The organism is Diaphorobacter oryzae DSM 22780 (assembly GCF_059568935.1).
In genome coordinates, this window is the sequence record NZ_JCANUL010000016.1 from 13180 (window position 1) to 32996 (window position 19817).

General features: G+C 54.2%; 15 protein-coding genes. All 15 read right to left on the reverse strand.

Features of this window, described 5'->3' with window-relative positions:
• Nucleotides 1–80: 80 nt before the first annotated feature.
• The 15 genes from BP68_RS18060 to BP68_RS18130 all read right to left on the reverse strand — a co-directional run bounded on the left by BP68_RS18060 (nucleotide 81) and on the right by BP68_RS18130 (nucleotide 19808).
• A complete protein-coding gene (locus BP68_RS18060; RefSeq protein WP_496374351.1) occupies nucleotides 81–860 on the reverse strand; it encodes a sugar phosphate nucleotidyltransferase in 780 nt (259 codons plus the stop codon).
• A gap of 3 nt (nucleotides 861–863) precedes the next feature.
• A complete protein-coding gene (locus tag BP68_RS18065; protein ID WP_496374353.1) occupies nucleotides 864–2150 on the reverse strand; it encodes a methyltransferase domain-containing protein in 1287 nt (428 codons plus the stop codon).
• An 83-nt stretch (nucleotides 2151–2233) separates the two neighbouring features.
• Nucleotides 2234–4414 carry a polysaccharide deacetylase family protein gene (locus tag BP68_RS18070; RefSeq protein WP_496374355.1) on the reverse strand — a complete coding sequence of 727 codons (2181 nt, stop codon included), beginning with the start codon at nucleotides 4412–4414 and terminating at the stop codon, nucleotides 2234–2236.
• Between the two features lie 271 nt (nucleotides 4415–4685).
• Nucleotides 4686–5969 (reverse strand): putative O-glycosylation ligase, exosortase A system-associated, encoded by a 1284-nt coding sequence (locus BP68_RS18075; RefSeq protein WP_496374357.1) that lies wholly within the window; start codon nucleotides 5967–5969, stop codon nucleotides 4686–4688.
• 16 nt (nucleotides 5970–5985) lie between these two features.
• Nucleotides 5986–7200 (reverse strand): glycosyltransferase family 4 protein, encoded by a 1215-nt coding sequence (locus BP68_RS18080; protein ID WP_496374359.1) that lies wholly within the window; start codon nucleotides 7198–7200, stop codon nucleotides 5986–5988.
• Nucleotides 7197–8360, reverse strand: a complete 1164-nt coding sequence (locus tag BP68_RS18085; RefSeq protein ID WP_496374361.1) for a glycosyltransferase family 4 protein — start codon at nucleotides 8358–8360, stop codon at nucleotides 7197–7199. Before BP68_RS18085 ends, BP68_RS18080 begins: the two co-directional genes overlap by 4 nt.
• 7 nt (nucleotides 8361–8367) lie before the next feature.
• The gene (wecC, locus tag BP68_RS18090) at nucleotides 8368–9594 is read right to left on the reverse strand and encodes a UDP-N-acetyl-D-mannosamine dehydrogenase (RefSeq protein ID WP_496374363.1); all 1227 of its coding nucleotides are present in this window, start codon (nucleotides 9592–9594) and stop codon (nucleotides 8368–8370) included.
• Between the two features lie 8 nt (nucleotides 9595–9602).
• A complete protein-coding gene (gene wecB / locus BP68_RS18095) occupies nucleotides 9603–10739 on the reverse strand; it encodes a non-hydrolyzing UDP-N-acetylglucosamine 2-epimerase (RefSeq protein WP_496374365.1) in 1137 nt (378 codons plus the stop codon).
• A gap of 153 nt (nucleotides 10740–10892) precedes the next feature.
• A complete protein-coding gene (locus tag BP68_RS18100) occupies nucleotides 10893–12059 on the reverse strand; it encodes a TIGR03088 family PEP-CTERM/XrtA system glycosyltransferase (protein WP_496374367.1) in 1167 nt (388 codons plus the stop codon).
• Nucleotides 12056–13960, reverse strand: a complete 1905-nt coding sequence (locus tag BP68_RS18105) for an XrtA/PEP-CTERM system amidotransferase (RefSeq protein WP_496374369.1) — start codon at nucleotides 13958–13960, stop codon at nucleotides 12056–12058. Before BP68_RS18105 ends, BP68_RS18100 begins: the two co-directional genes overlap by 4 nt.
• 6 nt (nucleotides 13961–13966) lie before the next feature.
• Nucleotides 13967–15202, reverse strand: a complete 1236-nt coding sequence (locus tag BP68_RS18110; protein ID WP_496374371.1) for a TIGR03087 family PEP-CTERM/XrtA system glycosyltransferase — start codon at nucleotides 15200–15202, stop codon at nucleotides 13967–13969.
• Complete coding sequence (locus tag BP68_RS18115; RefSeq protein WP_496374373.1) at nucleotides 15203–16225, reverse strand: FemAB family XrtA/PEP-CTERM system-associated protein; 1023 nt, start codon at nucleotides 16223–16225, stop codon at nucleotides 15203–15205. It lies immediately after the preceding gene.
• Between the two features lie 25 nt (nucleotides 16226–16250).
• Entirely contained in the window at nucleotides 16251–17117 is an 867-nt protein-coding gene (locus BP68_RS18120) for an XrtA system polysaccharide deacetylase (protein WP_496374375.1), read from the reverse strand.
• An 18-nt stretch (nucleotides 17118–17135) separates the two neighbouring features.
• Nucleotides 17136–18248 (reverse strand): XrtA/PEP-CTERM system-associated ATPase, encoded by a 1113-nt coding sequence (locus tag BP68_RS18125; protein WP_496374377.1) that lies wholly within the window; start codon nucleotides 18246–18248, stop codon nucleotides 17136–17138.
• Nucleotides 18249–18251: 3 nt separating this feature from the next.
• Nucleotides 18252–19808 (reverse strand): TIGR03016 family PEP-CTERM system-associated outer membrane protein, encoded by a 1557-nt coding sequence (locus BP68_RS18130; protein ID WP_496374379.1) that lies wholly within the window; start codon nucleotides 19806–19808, stop codon nucleotides 18252–18254.
• Between the last annotated feature and the right edge of the window lie 9 nt (nucleotides 19809–19817).

Here is a 19817-nt window from a genome sequence, read left to right on the forward strand (position 1 = left end):
TGCGCTAGCCCTTGGCACTATGGGCGTGTCGATCATCCTCCTGCTCGGATGACGGAAGGCCACTCCCTCACCCTCGCATTTCAGATGCGATTCCAGAGCTCCCACGGCCGATGCCCACGCTCATAATCTTCATCAAATGACAGCTTGTCTTTGTAGGTATCCATGGCTTTCCAAAACCCCTGGTACTGGTATGAGAACAGCTGCTTCTTGGCAATCAAGCGCTGAAATGGCGCCTCAACCAGCTCATCTCCTGGCTCAATGTGATCGAATATTTGCTGGCGGAGCACCATATAACCCCCATTAATCCACAGATCTGCGTCCGACCAGGGGCCGATGTAGCTCACCGTTCCGTTTGGCTCTGTGGCAACAGTATGGTAGCTACCGGCAGGATGCACGGAAATGAAGCTGGCGACTTTTCCATGATTTTTGGCCGATCCAATGTACTCATCCAAATCGATGTCACACAGTTGGTCCGAGTAATTTGCCAAGAATAATTCATCCTCTTGGAGCAGATGCCGAACTGCGACTAAGCGCTCACCGATGTTGCGTCGAAGTCCCGTGTCTACAAAGTCAATGCTCCAATCGTGAACATCCGTCACATCAGAACGCAGCTTGGCCACCCCCCTCTCCAGCCTGAAGTCTTCACTCATGTGCGGCTTGTAGTTGACAAAAAAATCTCGAATCATTTCCCCCTTGTAGCCCAGGCACAATATGAAATCTCTGTGCCCAAAATATGCAAAATGCCGCATGAGGTGCCAGATAATGGGCCTATGCCCGACATGAACCAAGGGTTTGGGAATCGTTTCCGAAAACTCCCGCATCCTCGTTCCCATGCCTCCGCAGAAGAGTACAACTTTCATGCTTCACCTCGACTGAGCCGGTATGACCACATCGGGCCAGACCCGTGGTTCTGGTATAGGAGTCACCCACTGTCCACCCCATTCTCGAATGTATGCCGTCTGCACCATGATTTCTTCTTTTAGATTCCATGGCAAAATGAATAAATAGTCTGGTTTTTCGGATCGGATGTGGTCAGGTGGATAAATAGGAATGCGGCTACCAGGTGCAAACGTGTGCTGTTTGGCGGGATTGGCATCCACCGTGAAATCCATCAAATCCGTACCGATGCCACAGAAGTTCAAAAGCGTGTTGCCTTTGCCGGGTGCACCATAGCCCGCAACGCGCTTCCCGCCTCGCTTGGCATCAATCAAGAATCTCAGGATCTCGCGCTTGCTTTTCCTTGCCTGCTCCGCAAATTTTTCGTAGGTTTCCCCATCAAGCATTCCCGCGATTCGCTCCTTTTCCAGCACACCCCTCACAGCAGGCCCTGTTGCATGCACTCCTCCCGCATGTTGACCGAATACCCGCAGCGACCCACCATGCGTGCTCAACTCCTCGACGTTGTACACCTCAAGGCCTGCTGTACTAAACAGAGCAATAACAGCGTGCAGAGAAAGATAGGAAAAATGCTCGTGGTAAATCGTGTCGAATTGACTGAATCGAATGAGATTAAGCAAATGTGGAAACTCGAACGTAGCCGTGCCACCAGTCTTCAGCATCCTCTTCACGCCCGCCAGAAAATCGTTGACATCCGGCACATGCGCCAGCACGTTGTTCCCGACGATCAAGTCCGCCGCACCATACTCATTGAGTAAGCTGTGTGCAGCTTCTCCTCCAAAAAAACAGATCTCCGTCCGTATGCCCTTTTCCCGAGCGGACTCAGCCACACTGCGAGATGGCTCCACACCTAGTACCGGGACAGCGTGCGGCAAAAAATGTTGCAGCAGATAGCCGTCGTTGCTAGCCAACTCCACAACTAGGCTGTCAACTGACAGCCCCAAATGTTCGACCATGCGGTCCACATAGCACTTGGCATGCTGAACCCAACTCGATGAGTAAGAGGAGAAATAAGGGTAGGAATCAGTGAACACATCGCCGGAACTGATGCAGTCCCGCAACTGCACCAGCCAACATTGCGTACATACATAGGCCTGCAATGGGAAATAGCGCTCTGGCTTGTCAAAGGCCTCAGGGGCAATCTGTGTCTGGCACAGAGGCGTCATCCCCAAGTCTGCGAACGGCAATGAAACCGTTGCACCGCAATGGCGGCATGCAAATGATGGGACACGAAAGATATCCGCGCTGTTCATGCAAGCTCCTTAGCCAAATTGAAGCCATTCGGTACAAGTATTGACCCAGCAGAGCGCCATGACAAGCCCTGAGCCGAGCGCTTCTAAATTTCAGTTCGAACGCGCCCCGTATGCATGTTGAGCAGCCGACTCAACCGCTCCGCCTGAGCGGCCCTGGACAACGATTTGATCGTATCCAAAGGCCTTGGCGGCATCTTTCCTCCGTGCAGTTTCAGCGCATCCAGCCACGCCAACAGCGCCTGCCGTATGGCGGCACTGCTAGCGATGTCCCCCATAAACACACCGTCAAACCGGCTCAGTTCAACTGCCGTGTCGCCCGCAGGATCTAGCAAGGCCAACAATGGACCTTGCGCCCGCAAGTACTCATAGATCTTTGCAGGAATCTGCGCATTGAAACGAGGCCCCTGAAAAACAAGCAGAAGGTCCGCTCCCAACATTTCAGCGATGGCCTCGCCATAAGGTACTGGCGGCGATATCTCGATCACGTCGTCTAGGCCATGCCTTGCCGCTGCCGCGCAAACCTCGTCCCCGTGCTTGGGAGCCCTGAAGCGAATGCGCAGGTGCTTCCGTTCCAGCACACCTTCGTCGATAAGGTCCCGCACTGCACCGAAGAACGTGGAAGGGTCACGATCCCGTGGGTAAATCAAGCCACTGTGTAGCATTAGCAACGTCTGGCCATGCACCCCCTGACGCACAGGACTGATACCCGTGAAAGCCGTCTCGTCATATCCATTGGGGACCACCTCGCATTTGTATGCTTCCAGGGGATAGCGGATCGCATACTCCTTTGCAGCACGGTCCGTAGTGAACACGCAGGCCGTTGCACTGCGAAGGACATGCGCCTCCAGCAGGCGCCATATATTGCGCTGCATACCAGACGGCGGAAAATCCTCCGATAGCATCGGATCCCGAAAATCAGCGATCCAAGGCAGCCCTGTCAGACGATTGATCGTCGCCGCTATCAGATGGGCGCTTGAGATCGGGTATGTACTCCATATTGCCGCTGGCTTTTGCTGCTTCACAACCTTCATGCCCTTGAGCACAGCAGAGAACCACCATGTAGACCAACGGTCGGGAAGCGCGAGGATGCCCGGATACTTCTTGGCTATGGACATATGCCGTGCAGCATCCAGAGCAAAAGATCTCAGGATCGGAGTATTTGGCGGAACAGCCGCGATCAGGTCATTTCGCTGCTCCTCATATGCCGACGGCGAGGCTGTCAGGACAATCGGAGACCAGTGATGTGATGGCAAATGCCTCACGAAATTAAGTGTGCGCAGGATGCCACTGCTGCCCGCCTGCGGTGGAAAATGGAACGCCACCATGAGCACACGGCGCCCCCCTTCACGTTGTGGCTCAGCCACCTGTCTTCTTGGCTCGAGCAGGTTGCCCAGAAGCCGGAGCTTTTGCCAAGGTTTTGTGCCTTCCGCTGGGCGGTACCTTGGGATCTGGAACATGGAGCTTTGAGCAGAGGCGACCCCCCTGTGGGCCCCCACCGCGAGTTCATAACCACACTGACGGACTGCCTGCACATGCTCTTGATTAAAATCCTCTAGCGGAATCCCATGTGGGTACGAGAATGCAGTGACGCGCCCGCGAATCACTGATTCAATATATTCTTTACTCGCACCTATCTCGCATCGTGCCTGCTCAATCGAGCACCGCGACAAGGCCGGCGAGTCCACGGAGTTGGCACCAATATCGAAACCTTTGGCATGAATGGCCTGCAAGTCAGCGACCGGCATGCGAGGTACTTCGTCCACAGCAGTACCGGTTTTTTCTTCAAGCTCTTGTATGAGCAGCCCCCTATGCTCTGGGCTCTGAGTCCGCAGAAAACGGCATAAGTGATCTAGCGCATCCACTCGCGCGTGCAAGTCGCTGAAGGCTACCCGTGGCGAATCAACGCCTGACAACTGGACGCCCTGCAACCCCGCCGGAGCATTCCGGACAGAATGCACGACCCGCTCACTCCATAAAGGCCGGCCAGCAAACTGCCCGGTAGAGACGAAAAATGTGGCGTGAGCCATACGTCTCTCCAACACCGGTATGACGCCACGCATCCAATCGGCATAGCCACCGTCAAAGGTGATGCACGCCGCTCTATCAGGCAAGTTGCCCGCCCGAAGGGCACGCGAGGCATCAACCAACGGCATGATGCGGAATATCGTGAGAATTACGTCCAGCATCTGCTCAAAACCTGGAACATCAAGCGCACCCACCGTCAATGGATCTGCCCGATCTGGCACCTGCTGGAACAGCAACACGGTCAGTTTACCGCGTGATAGCAGGCTTAATCCCGGAAGCAACATCACCGCCCCTTCCGTATCGACTGGATGATCACATATATCAGCAATCCTACCGATATTGATATTGATATATTATCCAGCATGAATAACCCCCGTCCTTGACGAAAACATTCATCGCGAAAAACTCTTCCTCACAAGCCACCCACACCGCCGGCAAAACCTATACAACCACAAATCCAAGCGACCCCATCACCAACTGCAGTATTAACTCCGAGTTGTATGCACCCACCTATTTTGCGCCCTTTGAATTCTCTCGGAAAATCTTCTGCCTAATATTAAGAAGCGCCACAGACATCGCAGCCAAGTAATAAAAATAAGACTGGAACCCAACTCCAATGAATGCTCCTCCAGCGAGGAATACATACAGTGCAAAAAGCAAATACTGCCCTGCATCGCTGAGCCACTCCGCCTCTGGACCAAAACGTTCTCGCTTCAGCCTTACAAAGGTTCTCCTCGTCACCAGAACAATGGCCAGAAACAGCATGAATCCTGGAATCCCTGTCTCGCCAAGAATTTCAAAATAGATACTGTGAAACGCCTTGGCAAACACTGTGAGTGTGGACCCGTCAGGCAACGATATAGTCATTTCGTTGATCCGGAAGACTTCAAATCCCCCTCCCCAAGGGTGGGCCATGACATACTTGATCGTCCATAGCCAGACAGCCACCCGCCCCATCGCCGACTCTTCAGAACTATCGCCAATCGTGGACATCCGATTCATCCAGTTTTCGCTGGTACTGCTAAAGAGCAAAGCCAGCACCACTGGCGTGATGATGAGGTAACGCAGACGTCGCTTGGACCGAAACATCAGCAACATGCTCAGCACGGCAATACTGATGAGCCCAGTACGAGCATAAGTTCCTATCGAGGTGAGCAAGGCTGCCGCCATAAAGCCAATCAACATCAGGCGTACAATTTTGGTCTGGGGTAGCAATGTCTGCCATTTATACAGATAGAGGCATATTGGAATCAAACTAACCGAAAACATCGCAAGGGTGCTACTTTCACCATACCCATAGTTCACGCTTAATAATCCCAATGGCATGCCATAGCCCCCACCTGAAATCAGCACCTTTGCCCCAAACGTCAAGCAGTGCGCCATGCCCGAAAGCACCAATGTCCAAAGAAAAGCCTCTACATGAATGCGATTGCGCAAAAAGTAGGGAACGCAGCACGAAAACAAGACGCTCTTGATGGCCCAGCTCCACTTATCAAAGGCAGCACCCGGCACCTCGGACCACAGCAATGTCAGCGACATCCACCCACCGAAGAGCACTGTGAGTACTGTTACACCGCGAATCCCAACATCGGGATCTTTTGGTAGGCCAAGCAGCCCGAGGAGCACCAGCACTGCGAGGATCATCGACACTGGAAGCGATGGCAGCATGGAATAAGCAAGCAGTTGCGGCGTAAAGATATCAACCCATACGTATCCCAGCACCCATACATAGGAAGCCTGAAAGCCCAGCCCTATGATGAGAAAGTAAGCGGCAGTGAGTAACAGGCTGCGCATGAATGGTCGGTTCAGTTCATGAGATCGAAGGCAACTGGACCTCGCCTGCCCGCTGGTTTTTCACCAATTCCTGAAAAATTCTCCATTGCCCCTCCGTAGTGGAGTCCCAGGAAAAAGCCTCGGCATGGAGCCGCGTGGCTTCACGTGCAGGATATTCACGCAGGAGCCCATGCCAAGCTTTGGCCAGCGCTTGCGGCGTGCGCGAATCCATCAATACACCAGCCGCCGAATGGCTTACGACCTCCGGGGTCCCCCAGATGTTGGTTGCGATCACTGGAGTACCACAGGCCATGGACTCCAGCAAAACGTTGGCCCATCCTTCACGGCTCGAACACAGGGTCAGAGCGTCGGCAGCGCTGTACCACCACTTCAAATCTTGCTGCGCTACGACTCCCGCAAAGCGCACCCTTGTCCCAAGTCCGAGGCGCTCAGCCCTTTCTGCTAGCGCTGACCTTTCCGGCCCATCTCCCACAATCAGCAAAGACACATCAGATGCCATCAACGCCAGTGCATCAATGGCAATCAAGTGTCCCTTGCGCTCGATAAGATGCCCAACCGACAGAAGATAGCGACGATTTGCCTCCAGCCCCAGATGATGCCGTGCCGCCCACCTAGGCTCCGGCGTGAACCTCTTCAGATCCACGCCATTGCGCAGCGTATGTAACTTGCCCGGATCGGCGCCCAGTTCATGAAGCCGGTCCATGAGAGCACGGCAAACACCAACTGAAGCTCCCGCTTGCTTTGCCGTGCTCAAAATCAAGCGACGCGCGATGGCGTATTGCGGCATGAGGTTCAGGTCTGTTCCTCGCGCAGTCACCACCAGCGGCTTCTTGAACCACCTAGCCAACAAGGCAGCGGCCACGCCATCAGGGTAGTAGTAATGCGCGTCAATCAATTCGAAATCAAAGCCATCGCGCTGCAAGCGACGGACCGTCTCGAACGCTCCCAGTGCCATGCTGAATGGTGCCAGCGTCATACCCACCCTGGGGGGTAAAAAGTAACGCGGATGGTGCACCTGCAGGTCATGACGGAGTTCATACCGCGCAGTCGCTGCAAACTTTGCATATTCACCGAAACGGGCACTTTTGAAAGGAAACCAAGGAACCGGGGCAACAACTTGGACATTGAGGCGCCCCGTGTTCACCAGTTCCCTCAGACGTGTCTCAACAAAGACTCCGTGAATAGGTCGCTGCTCGCTGGGATAGAGTGAGCTGAAAAGGAGAACATTCATCGCAGCGATTCCACCAGACTTACAACGCGCCGCGCATTACCAAGCCACGTAAGATCAAGCTTATTAATCGTTTCCTTTGCCTCCCGCGCCAGCCTGAACCTGAGATCCTGATCGACGCACAGGGCCGTCAGTACCTCTTCGAAGCTTCCCCCTCGGGTGTGATCAAACAACAGTGCATTGATCCCATTGGACAAAATTTCCTTCAGGTTGGGCGCATCCGGAGCAACGATGGCCTTCCCCATGACGAGGTACTCCATTAGCTTTAGAGGGGATGCGTAGGGCGTGACCGCAGGCTGCAAAGCTATATCGAAGGCGGCCACATATGACGACACCTGATCGCGATGGACCACGCCCGTGAAGGTGATCCTCTCATTCAGCCCTAGTCTCCGGGCCTGCCGCTCAAGCTGCTCACGCACCGGCCCATCACCGACCACCAACAAGTGGGTCTTGGACGGCGTCCGTGGGACCGCCATCCAGTCCAGCACACGGTCCATGCCGTGCCACTCCCGAACAAACCCTGTGAAACCGAGAACCAACTTTCCCTGCAAACCCAGTGTCGCTTTGGCAACGTCCGGAGAGGGAGCAGAACTGAAGGAGGTTGCATTGATGCCGTTGGGTATGGCACTGATCCGTCGGCTCGCTACCCCACGGCCCATCACATGCTCCGCCAGTACACGCGTCACCGGCAACACCACGTCAGCTCCCCGCCAAACCGTACCTTCAGACCATTCCGCAAGCCTCTTCAAGGATAGGCCACCACTGTGAAAGGAGCGTTCGTATACCAGTGGTGAATTAACCTCCAGCACCATGGGAATACCCATGCGTTTCTTGAGCATCAGGCCTGCCATGAGAAACAGGTTGTAGCGCTCATAAATAAAGTCTGGTTGAAAAACCTCCACTGCCTGGCGCAACTGCCTGTAGGCGACTAACGAATAAGCCAGTTCCAGCAGTTCGTAAACCGCCCTGGGCGTGGCAACCTTGATGTATTTAATCCATTTGTTTTCAGACCCCATCTGGCCCCGCAACCCTGGCGTCTTTCCAAAAGAGGGGGCTACCACCCGCACCTCATGCCCGAGTGACCGCAGCGCACCAATCATCTCTTCGATGTGAACAGCCTGCCCGTCGCAAGAGGCCACACGATGATGGTAGAGAATTCTCATGGCAAGGTCAGCGCAATGCGCCCCTAGTGTCTATCACCACCTTGTCACGAATGGAGTCCAAGTCGATTTCCTTGAACTCGTAGTGATCCACTAGCAGCACCAGGATATCCGCCTCCTTAATCACTTGTTTAAGGGGATACAGCTCAAGCTCCAGCTCCAGCTTCCCAGGATGCACATTAGGATCACACGCGAGAATACGCCCAACATCCTGACGCAAGAGTTCGCGCACAACTTCGAGCGCTGGAGACTCCCTCAGATCATCAATATTGGCTTTGAATGTCAAGCCGAGACAGCCGATGACAGGCGACTTGAATCGCGCGGCTCTCGCCTTGATCTTGTCGATGACCCAATGCGGCTTATCGTCGTTAACCTGACGTGCCGTACGGATCAGTCTCGCCAACCCAGGAGCTGAAGCCACAATGAACCAGGGATCCACCGCGATGCAATGCCCCCCCACCCCGGGTCCCGGCTGGAGGATATTCACACGTGGATGGCGATTAGCCAACGCTATGGTTTCCCAGACGTTAATTCCCAGCTGATCACAAATCATGGAAAGCTCATTGGCAAAGGCAATATTGACATCACGAAACGCATTCTCAATTAATTTTGATAGCTCAGCAGTTCTACTATCTGTCAGTAGAACTGCCCCATTGCAAAAGCTTTTATAAAGCGCCTTAGCCTGCTCGTTAGCGGCCTTAGAAAGGCCCCCAATAATTCTGTCGTTGTCTACAAGCTCCCTCAGAATATTCCCCGGCAAAACACGCTCGGGGCAATGTGCCATATGTATTTGACCCTTGAGATCTGGCCGAATATCGGAAACTATTTGATAGATGAGTTCTGTCGTCCCAACCGGCGATGTAGATTCAAGAATCACCAAGTTGCCAGGCCGCAAATATGGCGTAATGGCCCTTGTTGCTGCCTTTACATATGACAAATCAGGTGCTTTGGGATCACCATCTACCTCCATGAACGGCGTGGGCACGGCGATGATGAAGGTATCACCCTCTTCCGGCTCCATAGATGCTTTCAAGTTACCGCTATTGACTGCCGAGCGCACAAGAATATCCAGATCAGGCTCACTAATAGGAACACGCCCTGAATTGATCACCCTCACGGCCTCTTCATTAACATCCACACCCACCACATGATGCCCTTTTGTGGCCAGCATTGACGCCGTTGGCAACCCGATGTAGCCCAACCCCATGACAACGATTTTTTGAGTGATGCGTGCCATACCTGTCCTCACTTTTGCTTGAATGACAATATGGTTTGAACAATGCGCACTGCTGCTTTACCGTCGCCATAAGGATTGCAAGCCCTCGACATAGCTGCGTATGCCGACGGGTTGTGCAGTAGGCTCAAGGTTTCCTTGACAATGCAATCGCGCGAGGTACCCACCAAGGCCACTGCGCCGACCGCGACAGCCTCTGGGCGCTCGGTTGTTTCTCGCATGACCAGCACTGGTTTACCCAAGGATGGCGCCTCCTCCTGCACTCCACCACTATCCGTAATGATGAGATAGGAGCGACTCATAAGGTAAACGAATGGCAGATAATCCACTGGATCAATCAAATGCACATTGCCCAGATGTCGATTCGCCAGAATATCGTTGACAGGTTTGCGCACATTGGGATTCAAGTGCACAGGATAAAGTAGCTCAACATCTGACTCACTTTCTGCGATGTCGGCCAGCGCTAAGCAGATCTGCTCGAATCCCTCTCCGAAATTCTCTCTTCGGTGGCCAGTAATCAATATAAGCCGCTTGCCAGAGTCTAGGAATTCGAACTTGCGATCAAGTGCCGCTCGCAGAGCATCATGACTCCGCAAATAATCCACCGCCATCAGCAGGGCGTCAATGACGGTGTTTCCCGTCACATGAATACAGCTCCTATTAACCCCTTCTCGCAGCAGGTTGGCTTGCGCGTTCTCAGTAGGCGCAAAGTGCAAATCAGATATTGCTCCAGCAATCCGCCTATTAATCTCTTCTGGGAAAGGTGCATGCTTATTACCAGTTCTAAGACCCGCCTCCACATGCCCCACAGGAACACCCGCATAGTAGGCCGACAAGCTAGCTGCGAGTGTTGTCGTCGTATCGCCATGGACCAAGACCAAATCCGGCATCTCTTTCTGAAGGACCAGCTTGAGCGCTGACAGGATGCTTGCGGTAAGGTGGAACAGATCTTGGCCCGGCCTCATGATGTTCAAATCGTAGTCTGGCACGATATCGAACAACTGCAGCACTTGATCCAACATCTCACGATGCTGAGCACTCACGCACACCACCGTCTGCAGATGTGGCGCCTGCGCCTTCAACGCCTTAATCAGCGGAGCGAGTTTAATCGCCTCGGGCCGCGTACCAAAAACAAGCATTACCTTCATTGAACAGCCTCCTCCTCACGGGTATAAGCAGTTCTCTACCAACAATGCCACGCCTCACGACCTACTGAGGAATCTCGATACGTTATTCAAATATTCTTCTAAAACCATGCAGATCAACAAGTCACCCAAAAGGATACTTTTGAACTTGGGGAGCTAGGCCACGAGGCCTTCCCAATCTGCTTTCCCCCCTGCGAAAAGGCGCGCATAGCAAGCGACCATTCCGTCCACCCCAAGTCCTTCTACCGCTCTGTCTCGAGCCATCCGTCCATAGCCGTTTGCGCGCTCGGGACTGGAGTAAATCTTCCAAATCGCGTCGGCCATCGACACTGCATCGCCAGGAGGTACCAAATCTCCCGTAACGCCTGGCTCTACCAGCTCTGGGTTCCCACCCACCGCCGTAGCAACAACCGGCAGGCCGCAAGCCATTGCCTCCTGCAACGTGCATGATGTGCCCTCCGCCTGCGATGGCAAAACAAAACACTGAAGGCATCGCAGGATGTCCGCCACGTCATCTCGTGAGCCCGCCAGCCAGGCGAGTTGTCTCACCCCTGCGCTCGCAAGGATGCCTTCGACCTCTGCGCGTAGCGGCCCCTCACCAACCACGACCAGTCGCATTTGGTCTGCCGCCTCTGGATGGCGGCCTAATAGTTCTACGAAGGCCCGTGCCAAAAGCGATTGATTCTTGATCGTCTGCAGCCGACCAACCGTGCCGACAAGCCAATGCTGCGCCGGATCAAAGGGGCACCCCGTAACCGTAGCCTGCGCCCCAAAGACTGGAGTGAATCTGTTGGTGTCGACTCCATTGGCAATCAAAGATCGGCAATGCGCCGGGACACCGATCGACCGTCCAAGGTAGTTGTTGATGTCTCTTGAGACAGCCACGTAATGGCTCACAAAGGGTCTGTAAAGCTTGCGGATGCATTGATAGCGTGAGCTCTCCCCCTTGGGATCGTGCGCATCCCATCCGTGCTCTGCATGGACGCGCCAGCGCACCCCAGCCAGCCTGGCGAGGGGCGTGATCTCCAACGCAGCCAGGTTGCAGGTATGCAGCACATCGGGACGGATCTCCCTCAATAGGCGATAGATACTCGGGTACAAGGCAATGGCATGGCCAGGCGGCTTGTGCAGCTCGATGAATCGGACACCCGGTTGAGTGATGCGATTTTTGATATCGCCAATTGATGTAAGAGACAAAACGATGTGTTCAAACTGCTCAATCGGCAAGCGATTGATCAGCTGCACAAGCACGTTTTCCAACCCGCCAACGCCGAAGCGGTAAACAACATGAACGATGCGCCGGCGAGGTTGCATGGCAGTCATGGCATGGAGTCCTGAGAGCGCCGTAGAAATGCATCAAACATGATCAGCATCCACAACTGAATCGCGTTATCTCTCTCTCCTGATAAATGCTGGCTCACTAGCAACTCCAAATTCCCTGCGTTGAAGTAGCCAGTCGATAGCATCCTCTGACTCAGTACTGAATCACGAATTCGTGTCCGCCAATGCCCACGTAACCAACTCGCCATTGGCACAGAGAACCCCATTTTTCTCCGACCCAGGACCTCTCTCGGCAACAGCGAACGGAAGGCCATCTTAAAAATGAGTTTCCCCTCGCCTCGTTGGATTTTCATGCGGCTTGGCAGCGTAGCCAGCCATTCAATCAGCTGATGGTCCATCAATGGTTCCCGTACCTCTAGTGAATGGGCCATGCTGGCACGGTCCACCTTGGTATTGATATCGCCGACCAGCCACGTCTTGTAGTCGAGATACTGAATGAGAGCGAGCGGATCGTCCGTCTGCGCGCGCTTTGCATGCTCACGGAAAACTTCAAGCGCGTTGTAGCCTCCCAGACTGCGATGCAGCGTCGGAGAAAATAGCTGACAGCGCTGGTCTTCCCGCAGGCAAGACACACTGTGGTGATAGGCTTCAACCGTATCCATCGCCAAGGCTTGAAAGGTAGTTTTCGCACGAAAGATGCGCGGCGCCCAATCGGCCTTTGGATAGATTTTCCCAAGCGTTCCGAACAAGTGCCGACTCACCCCTTGAGGCAATCGCCGACGAACCGCCTCCTCAAGCAGATGCATGCGGTACCGCCGATACCCACCAAAACTTTCATCGGCACCGTCTCCGGACAGCGCCACCGTGACATGCTTTCGCGCAGCCTGACAGACACGATAGGTAGGGATAGCCGAGCTGTCAGCAAACGGCTCGTCATACAGCCACGCCAAGGTATCCACAAGACCAACGTCATCACTTTTGACAATCTCAAGCCTGTGATCTGTTTGGTACCGGTCGGCGACCTGCTGCGCATAGTCAGACTCATTGAATCGAGGATCGTCAAATCCAATCGTGCATGTGTGCACAGGCGAATCAGACAGTTCGGCCATGGCGGCGACTACAGCGCTGGAATCAAGTCCTCCTGAAAGGAAGGCTCCCAGCGGAACATCCGCAACCATTCGCAGGCGAACCGACTCACGCAATCGATCGCGCAACTCAACCTGCGCGTCGGCCAGACTGATGGGATTGTTGGCGCAAAAACTCACATCCCAGTACGCTACGGGACGAAGTTGGCCAGTCTGACCTCGGCGCAAGGTAAGGGTGTGTCCACTGGGCAGTTTGTAGGCGTTCCGATAAATGCAGCGAGGATCCGGCACGTAGCCCAATGAGAAGTATTCTTCCACCGCGAGTGGGTCAATATCTCGCACAAACGCTGGATGGGCAGTCAGAACCTTGAGTTCGGATCCGAATACGAAGCTACCATCCTGAAGCCAGGCGTAATGCATGGGTTTGACACCCATGCGATCCCGCGCCAGGAAAAGGGTTTGCTGCTTGCGGTCCCACAGTGCAAAAGCGAACATTCCCCGCAGACGCAGAACACAACCCTCTCCCCAAGACTCCCAAGCGTGCACTATCACTTCCGTGTCACTGCGCGTCTTGAAGCAGTGCCCAAGTTCTTTCAGCTCAGGAATGAGTTCCTGATAGTTGTAGATCTCTCCATTGAAAACAACAACGACAGATTCATCTTCGTTGAAAAGTGGCTGCTGGCCCGCCGCAAGGTCGATCACGGACAGCCGCCGATGGCCCAGCGCCAAGCCCGGCTCGAAATGCAGTCCTTCTTCGTCGGGACCACGGTGAGACTGAACGTTATTGATATGCGAAGCCAGAACACGGTCAAACCACCGCCGTCCATTCGTGTCGAATAATCCGGAGATGCCACACATACGCCATCACTCCACTGACTGCCTGCCAACAAAACAGCTGTCTATGCGACTCAGATGAGTCTTCCAACTGCATGTCTTCTCCACATAGCTACGGGCCTTACGCCCAAGCGAATCGACCAACCCAGGGGAATCCAACAGCGCACCCAATGCACCAACGAATTCATCAGGAGTATCTGCACTCAGCAATCCCTGCTCTGCTGTAGCACCTACGGCTTCAGCACAACTTCTCACGGTGATCACGGGTTTGTGCATGGCCATGGCTTCAAGAATTTTGTTCTGAATACCACGCGCCACCCGCAAGGGAGCCACTACTGCACTGGCATGCTGCAGATACGGCCTGACGTCATCCACGGTTCCGGTCACAACCACATGCGCATTGGCCAGTGCCTGCACATGAGACGATGGATTGCGCCCAACAACATAAAAACGCGTCTTCGGCCAGCCATACTGCAGCCGTGGAAGCATGTCTTTCACGAACCAGCTCACACCATCGATGTTGGGCCAATAGTCCATGGCCCCCGTGAAAACCACGGCCTGCTCGCCTACTTTGAATGGGCTGCTTCGCTGGGGAAGCGGCGAGAAGAATTCAGTATCCACGCCATTTCCCATGGCATGCACTCGCCCGTTGCACTCGGGAGCCTGCGAGAGGAACAATGCACGCTCATTAGGGGTGGCGAAGTAAGAGCAAAGCGACGATGCAGCCATCGCCCGCTCATACGCAAGCAAGCGCCTCCCCTCAAGGCGGTACAGCATGGACAAAGGCCAGCGGTGCGCTGCTGCGTATTGCGTCCACTTCGCAGAATCCACATCGACGAAATCCACCAGCATCGGAATTTCGGGAAGAAGTGGCCTTGCGTACTGTGCCATAGCCGATGAGAAAACCACGCAGGCATCCAGTTCATGTGCCCGTTTCGTCTGTTCTACCCAGCGATGCATACCCGCGTTGCGATAGTAGGCCAGCGTAAGTGCCTCTCCGGTTAAGAGACCGATCAGACTTTTTACTTTCGCCCGGCGCGGATCAATGCACTCCACGTGCACATCAGAACACATGGCTTGGAGCGTTGGCAGATGCCTTCCATCGTCAGGATCATCAATGAAAGTGCCAAGGAACACACGGTGACCTTCTTGCAGATGGCGTAGCAAGTGGTACGAACGCACCTTGTCTCCCTTGTTGGGAGGGTATGGCAGCCTATGCACCAAGTAGAGAATATTGCTCACGATTGATGTCTGCCGTAATGCCATCTACCCAAGATCTCGAACGATCTTTGGCCCTAGCCAATTGGCAAGATGAATAGGCATGCGCCGCCAGGCACCTATCAATAAACGATACTTGGCGTTCGCAGGATTGTTCTGTGGGATGTCTTCTCTTCTGTATAACTGATACTCATAGTGCAAAGGGGTTGGCTCGAAACCCCAGTTCTTCTTGAATGCGTATGATCCTGTGTTCCTCTTGCTGCGTCCAAAGTCAAAAACTTTCAAGCCTCGCGTACACGCCAAACGCATGAGCTCCCAGTACTTAAAATCGTTGGCCGCCAACTCTCGCGCGGACTCATCATCCCCTGCGTAATAGGGGAGCACCTCATCACGAAAATAAAAACTCAGCACACTGCTGACGGGACGCCCATCAGGTGCACAAACAGTGAGCACCTCGCAATCAGATCCAAAAACGAGGCGCAGTCCTTCAAAGTAAGACTTGGGCAGTGCCGGTGTACCGTGGCGGTGCACGTTACCGGCATACAGGGGAAAAAAACGGCCTACCGTTGCATCTATATGGGAAGTCAGCCCGTTCTTGATCCCCTTGCGCACCATTGCACGCTGCTTCCGCGGGATACCACGCAGGTTGTCCTCCTCTCTCGATGCAATGGATTTGCGAAACGTCACGTAAATGTCCTGCAGCGGCCAATCCGCATGGCGACGCTCCACATTGCGCAGCTCCAAGTGATCCACACTCAGATGCCGAGCCAGATATCTGGCCTCGCGCTCCAAAGCCTCCGCAGCTACTTCGTCCAGTGCGACGACCCCTCCGTACACGGAGAATGGCAAGCTGGTGAGTGCATTGCCGAACAAATAACTCTTGACATGCCCAAGCGGTAAGACTCCTCTGATACTCCCGCAACTCTCGGCATACAGGAAGTAGGTGTCATGGCGAAACACCTCACGAATCAGAACCTGCCATCCAGAACGGTGGAAGAAAGTGGCCTGCGGGCAATTCTGAACAAAATCATCCCATCGAGCTGCATCAGCTGGGCTGTGTAGGTCAAGCATGCGAACGCTCAGCATAGAAGTAGTGCTAGACAAGATTCACCTCCTTCGTATGCTGATGGAGAAAAATTCGGTCCATGCGCCCCCAGCGAAAGTCCTGAAGGAGATGGGCAAGCCGCTTCTCCATACGACCAATGTTCACGTAGTGTCTAAAGTACGTTTTCCAGCCAATGCCTTGCATGCGCGGCTGCCCCGCATCAATTTCCCAGGGGTGGAAGTAGAAAACTGCTGGGGAGCGATCCTGGCTGTTCACCTGACGCAACATCCATCGTGACAATGCGTAAGGGAAAAGTCGGAAATACCCACCTCCGCTCGACGGCAGGTTGCGGTTGAACAGGCGCAGGGTGCTCGGCGGCACTTCGATCAACCCTTCGCATACTTGGTAGGCAAAGCGTGGTGCATCTGGCATGCCATAGTGGTCATGCTGGATGGGGTAAATGCTGGAACTGTAGCGGTAACCGGCCCGTCGCAATGTGTCCAGCGCCCATAGATTGCCCAATCCGATGGAGAAGCTCGGTGCACGGTAACCCTGCACCTGCAAGCCTGCGATGTCTTCAAGCAGGGCTTTCGCGCGATAGATGTCGCTGAAGAAATCCTCCTCCGATAAATCGCTCACACGCTCATGGGCATAGCCATGACTGGCAATCTCATGGCCGCCGTCCACAATGCGGCGTACCAGAGTCGGATACCGCTCAGCGATCCATCCCAAAGTGAAGAAAGTCGCCTGAATGTCGCCATCACTCAACAAATGAAGAATGCGGTCAACATTGCGCTCTACCCGACACTCCCGCGACTCCCAGTTGCTACGTTCAATGTAGGGAGCAAAAGCAGATACCTGGAAATAATCCTCAACGTCAATGGTCAGCGCGTTGGTGATGGAGGTCGATCTGCGCATGACAATGGACTCCGGCCACTAGCTTGAGACGCTATCCGAACGCTGCCGCCGACCAGATGACAGCAGCTTTTGCAGATTCATCAAAATTTCCAAACTCACGCGCTCCTGGCGCAGCACACTGCGCTCTATACGCAGTAGACGGGCACTCAATTGCTCAGCCGTCACATGAGCAAGATGGCCGGCCATGCTGTCAACCAAGGCGCTATCTATTTCCAATACTCCCGGCTCCGATTTCGCCTGTTCTGCCCCTACACGCGCTGCCCCTCGCGTTGCGGTTCTCAGCGACATCTCCCAAGGATGCACCGTCTTCTGCGGGACCTCCATCTCGGACTGAACCTCGTGAATGATTCCGCTCACCAGCTCCAGATCAATGTGCGTTCTGTCCGTCAGAAATCCTTGCAGAAGAACGCGATCAAACAAGGTATTGATTCGCCGGGGAATTCCACCTGTAAAGCGATAGATTTCATCAAAAATCTCGGGATCAAAGGTAGGCTTGCTGCTAGCGCCGGCACACTTCAAGCGATGCAAAATGTAATCTCGGGTTTCAGCCGCATCCAATGGCCCCAAATGGCAGGTAGCGATCACCCGTTGTCGCAGTTGCACCATGCCAGGACTTTCAATAATTTCGCGAAACTCAGGCTGTCCCACAAGAAATGTCTGCAGCAGAGCATCCTGGCCATTCTGGAAGTTGGACAGCATGCGCAACTCCTCTACTGCCAGGGGCTGAAGGTTCTGCGCCTCATCGACAATAAGCAGGCAACGTTTTCCTTGCAGAGTCTGAGTGACGAAGAAGGCCTCCAGCGCCAGAAGCAGATCTCCCTTTGAAATACCCTGAACATGCACTCCGAAAGCAGCACCAACCAGGCGCAACGTATCCTCGGCACATAATTGGGTGCTCACCAAATGGGCGGCAACTACCGCATCCTGATCTAGGCTGTCGAGCAGGCTGCGCACGATGGTGGTTTTCCCCGCCCCCACCTCCCCTGTGATCACGATAAACCCCTCGCAACACATGACACCATATTCAAGATATGCACGTGCGCGCTGATGCTGCTTGCTACTGAAATAGAAGCCTGGATCTGGATTCAACTGGAAGGGTTTACTATTCAACCCGTAAAATGCTTCATACATGGCTTAGAACCGATGCGTGATGATTCCCACAATGGCAGACTCATTGAATCGATTGGACGCCCCATCAGAAATTACACGGCGTATTTGAATACCGCCACTTGTGCGCCGCGTCAGAAGGGTGTTCCACCCCAAAACAAGCGCACGCACCCGAGTTTCCAACCCGGGTACAGTTCCCATACTGCGTTGCTCACCCAAGCTCGCATGTACAGAGGCATTTTGTGTAAGACGGTGAGCCAACAGCAGGCTCCACCCTCTCTGGCTAATCTGCGTGTTGGTATCAAAATCGTCGCCGAGACGCAGTGTGCTGTCGAGCAATCGATCCTCAGAACGTGAAAAAGCAAGCGTCACCGTACTGCGTTGCCCCAGCAATGCCAGAGACATTTGCTGCAGCCGCCTCACGGTGCTCGATGAACTAAGAAAGTCTTGAAAGACTTGGGTATTGGAAGGAATACCCAGGCGCTCAAGCTCTGTGAAGACAAGTTGAGTGCGTCGCACGGGATCTTTTTCAAACCGCGTATAATAACCATCCAGCAATTCAAAAATATTGCCAAGTGACGCTGAATGCGCACCAAACCCGTTGGAAATACCTCTCCAATCCGTGTAGCGCCACACCGTGCGTCTAGTACGATGTTCAAGCGTCACATTGTGGGCCTCGCCAAAGTACCGACTCTCTCGCTCCAAAGCGACTTGGCTACGCTCATATGGCCGCCAAATGACGCCCGCGCCCCAGATCGCATGGGATTTGCGTGTCGGTGAGATATGGTTTGTATTCTCGGCTCCAGCCACCCCAGAGAATAGTAACCGCGGCGAAGTGGCGTAACTCAATCGGGTACGCAGAGCCGTGGTATCGATGTTCCGCCCTAGCGAAAAATCAATCGTCTGGTGATTGGCTTCTACTGACCAGCCCAGGGTTTTCCCAGCGACTCTCTCGCCCAAATGCAGTATCCAGTCTTGCTTCGTGACATCGGATCGCTCTGCCGCTGCAGTGCGGGTATCCTGAACACTGTAACGTGCCTCGTAATCCACATCCCCACCCAAGTTGCCGCGAAAATAAGGCGACACACGGAAGCTTGATGTCTGCGATGTATTCGGATTGGCGGAGGAACTCGCTACTGGCGTGCCAAAGGCGGAGATCGGCTGCAACGCAACGACGCCTGCCAGATCCACAAAGAACCTCTGCTCTACTGCTTCAACGACGGCGCTGGCATTCAGGTTGTGCCATACATGCTCGGATGTCGAGTCTCGTACGTAATGCGTCCCGTACAGTGAGTAATCGACAAATCCTTTAATCCGCGCCGTGTTGCTGACCAATCGAAATCCTGGGACCACCTGCGTCACATGATCGCTGATATCTGTCGCATCAAGCCGCACATTGCTGGTCACGGTGTGCAGCAGAGAAACACGCGGCTCCAACCACAAGCCTGTCTGACGGGCTGCATCCTGATCGTGGTCCTCCTGTGCAGCGGCAACACCGGCTAGCAGCGCCGGTGTACTTGCCAGCACCAACGCAGCACAGCGGGCAACCGTTCTTTTTGCTGTGCGACGATGCGATAGGCGCATACGGAATCT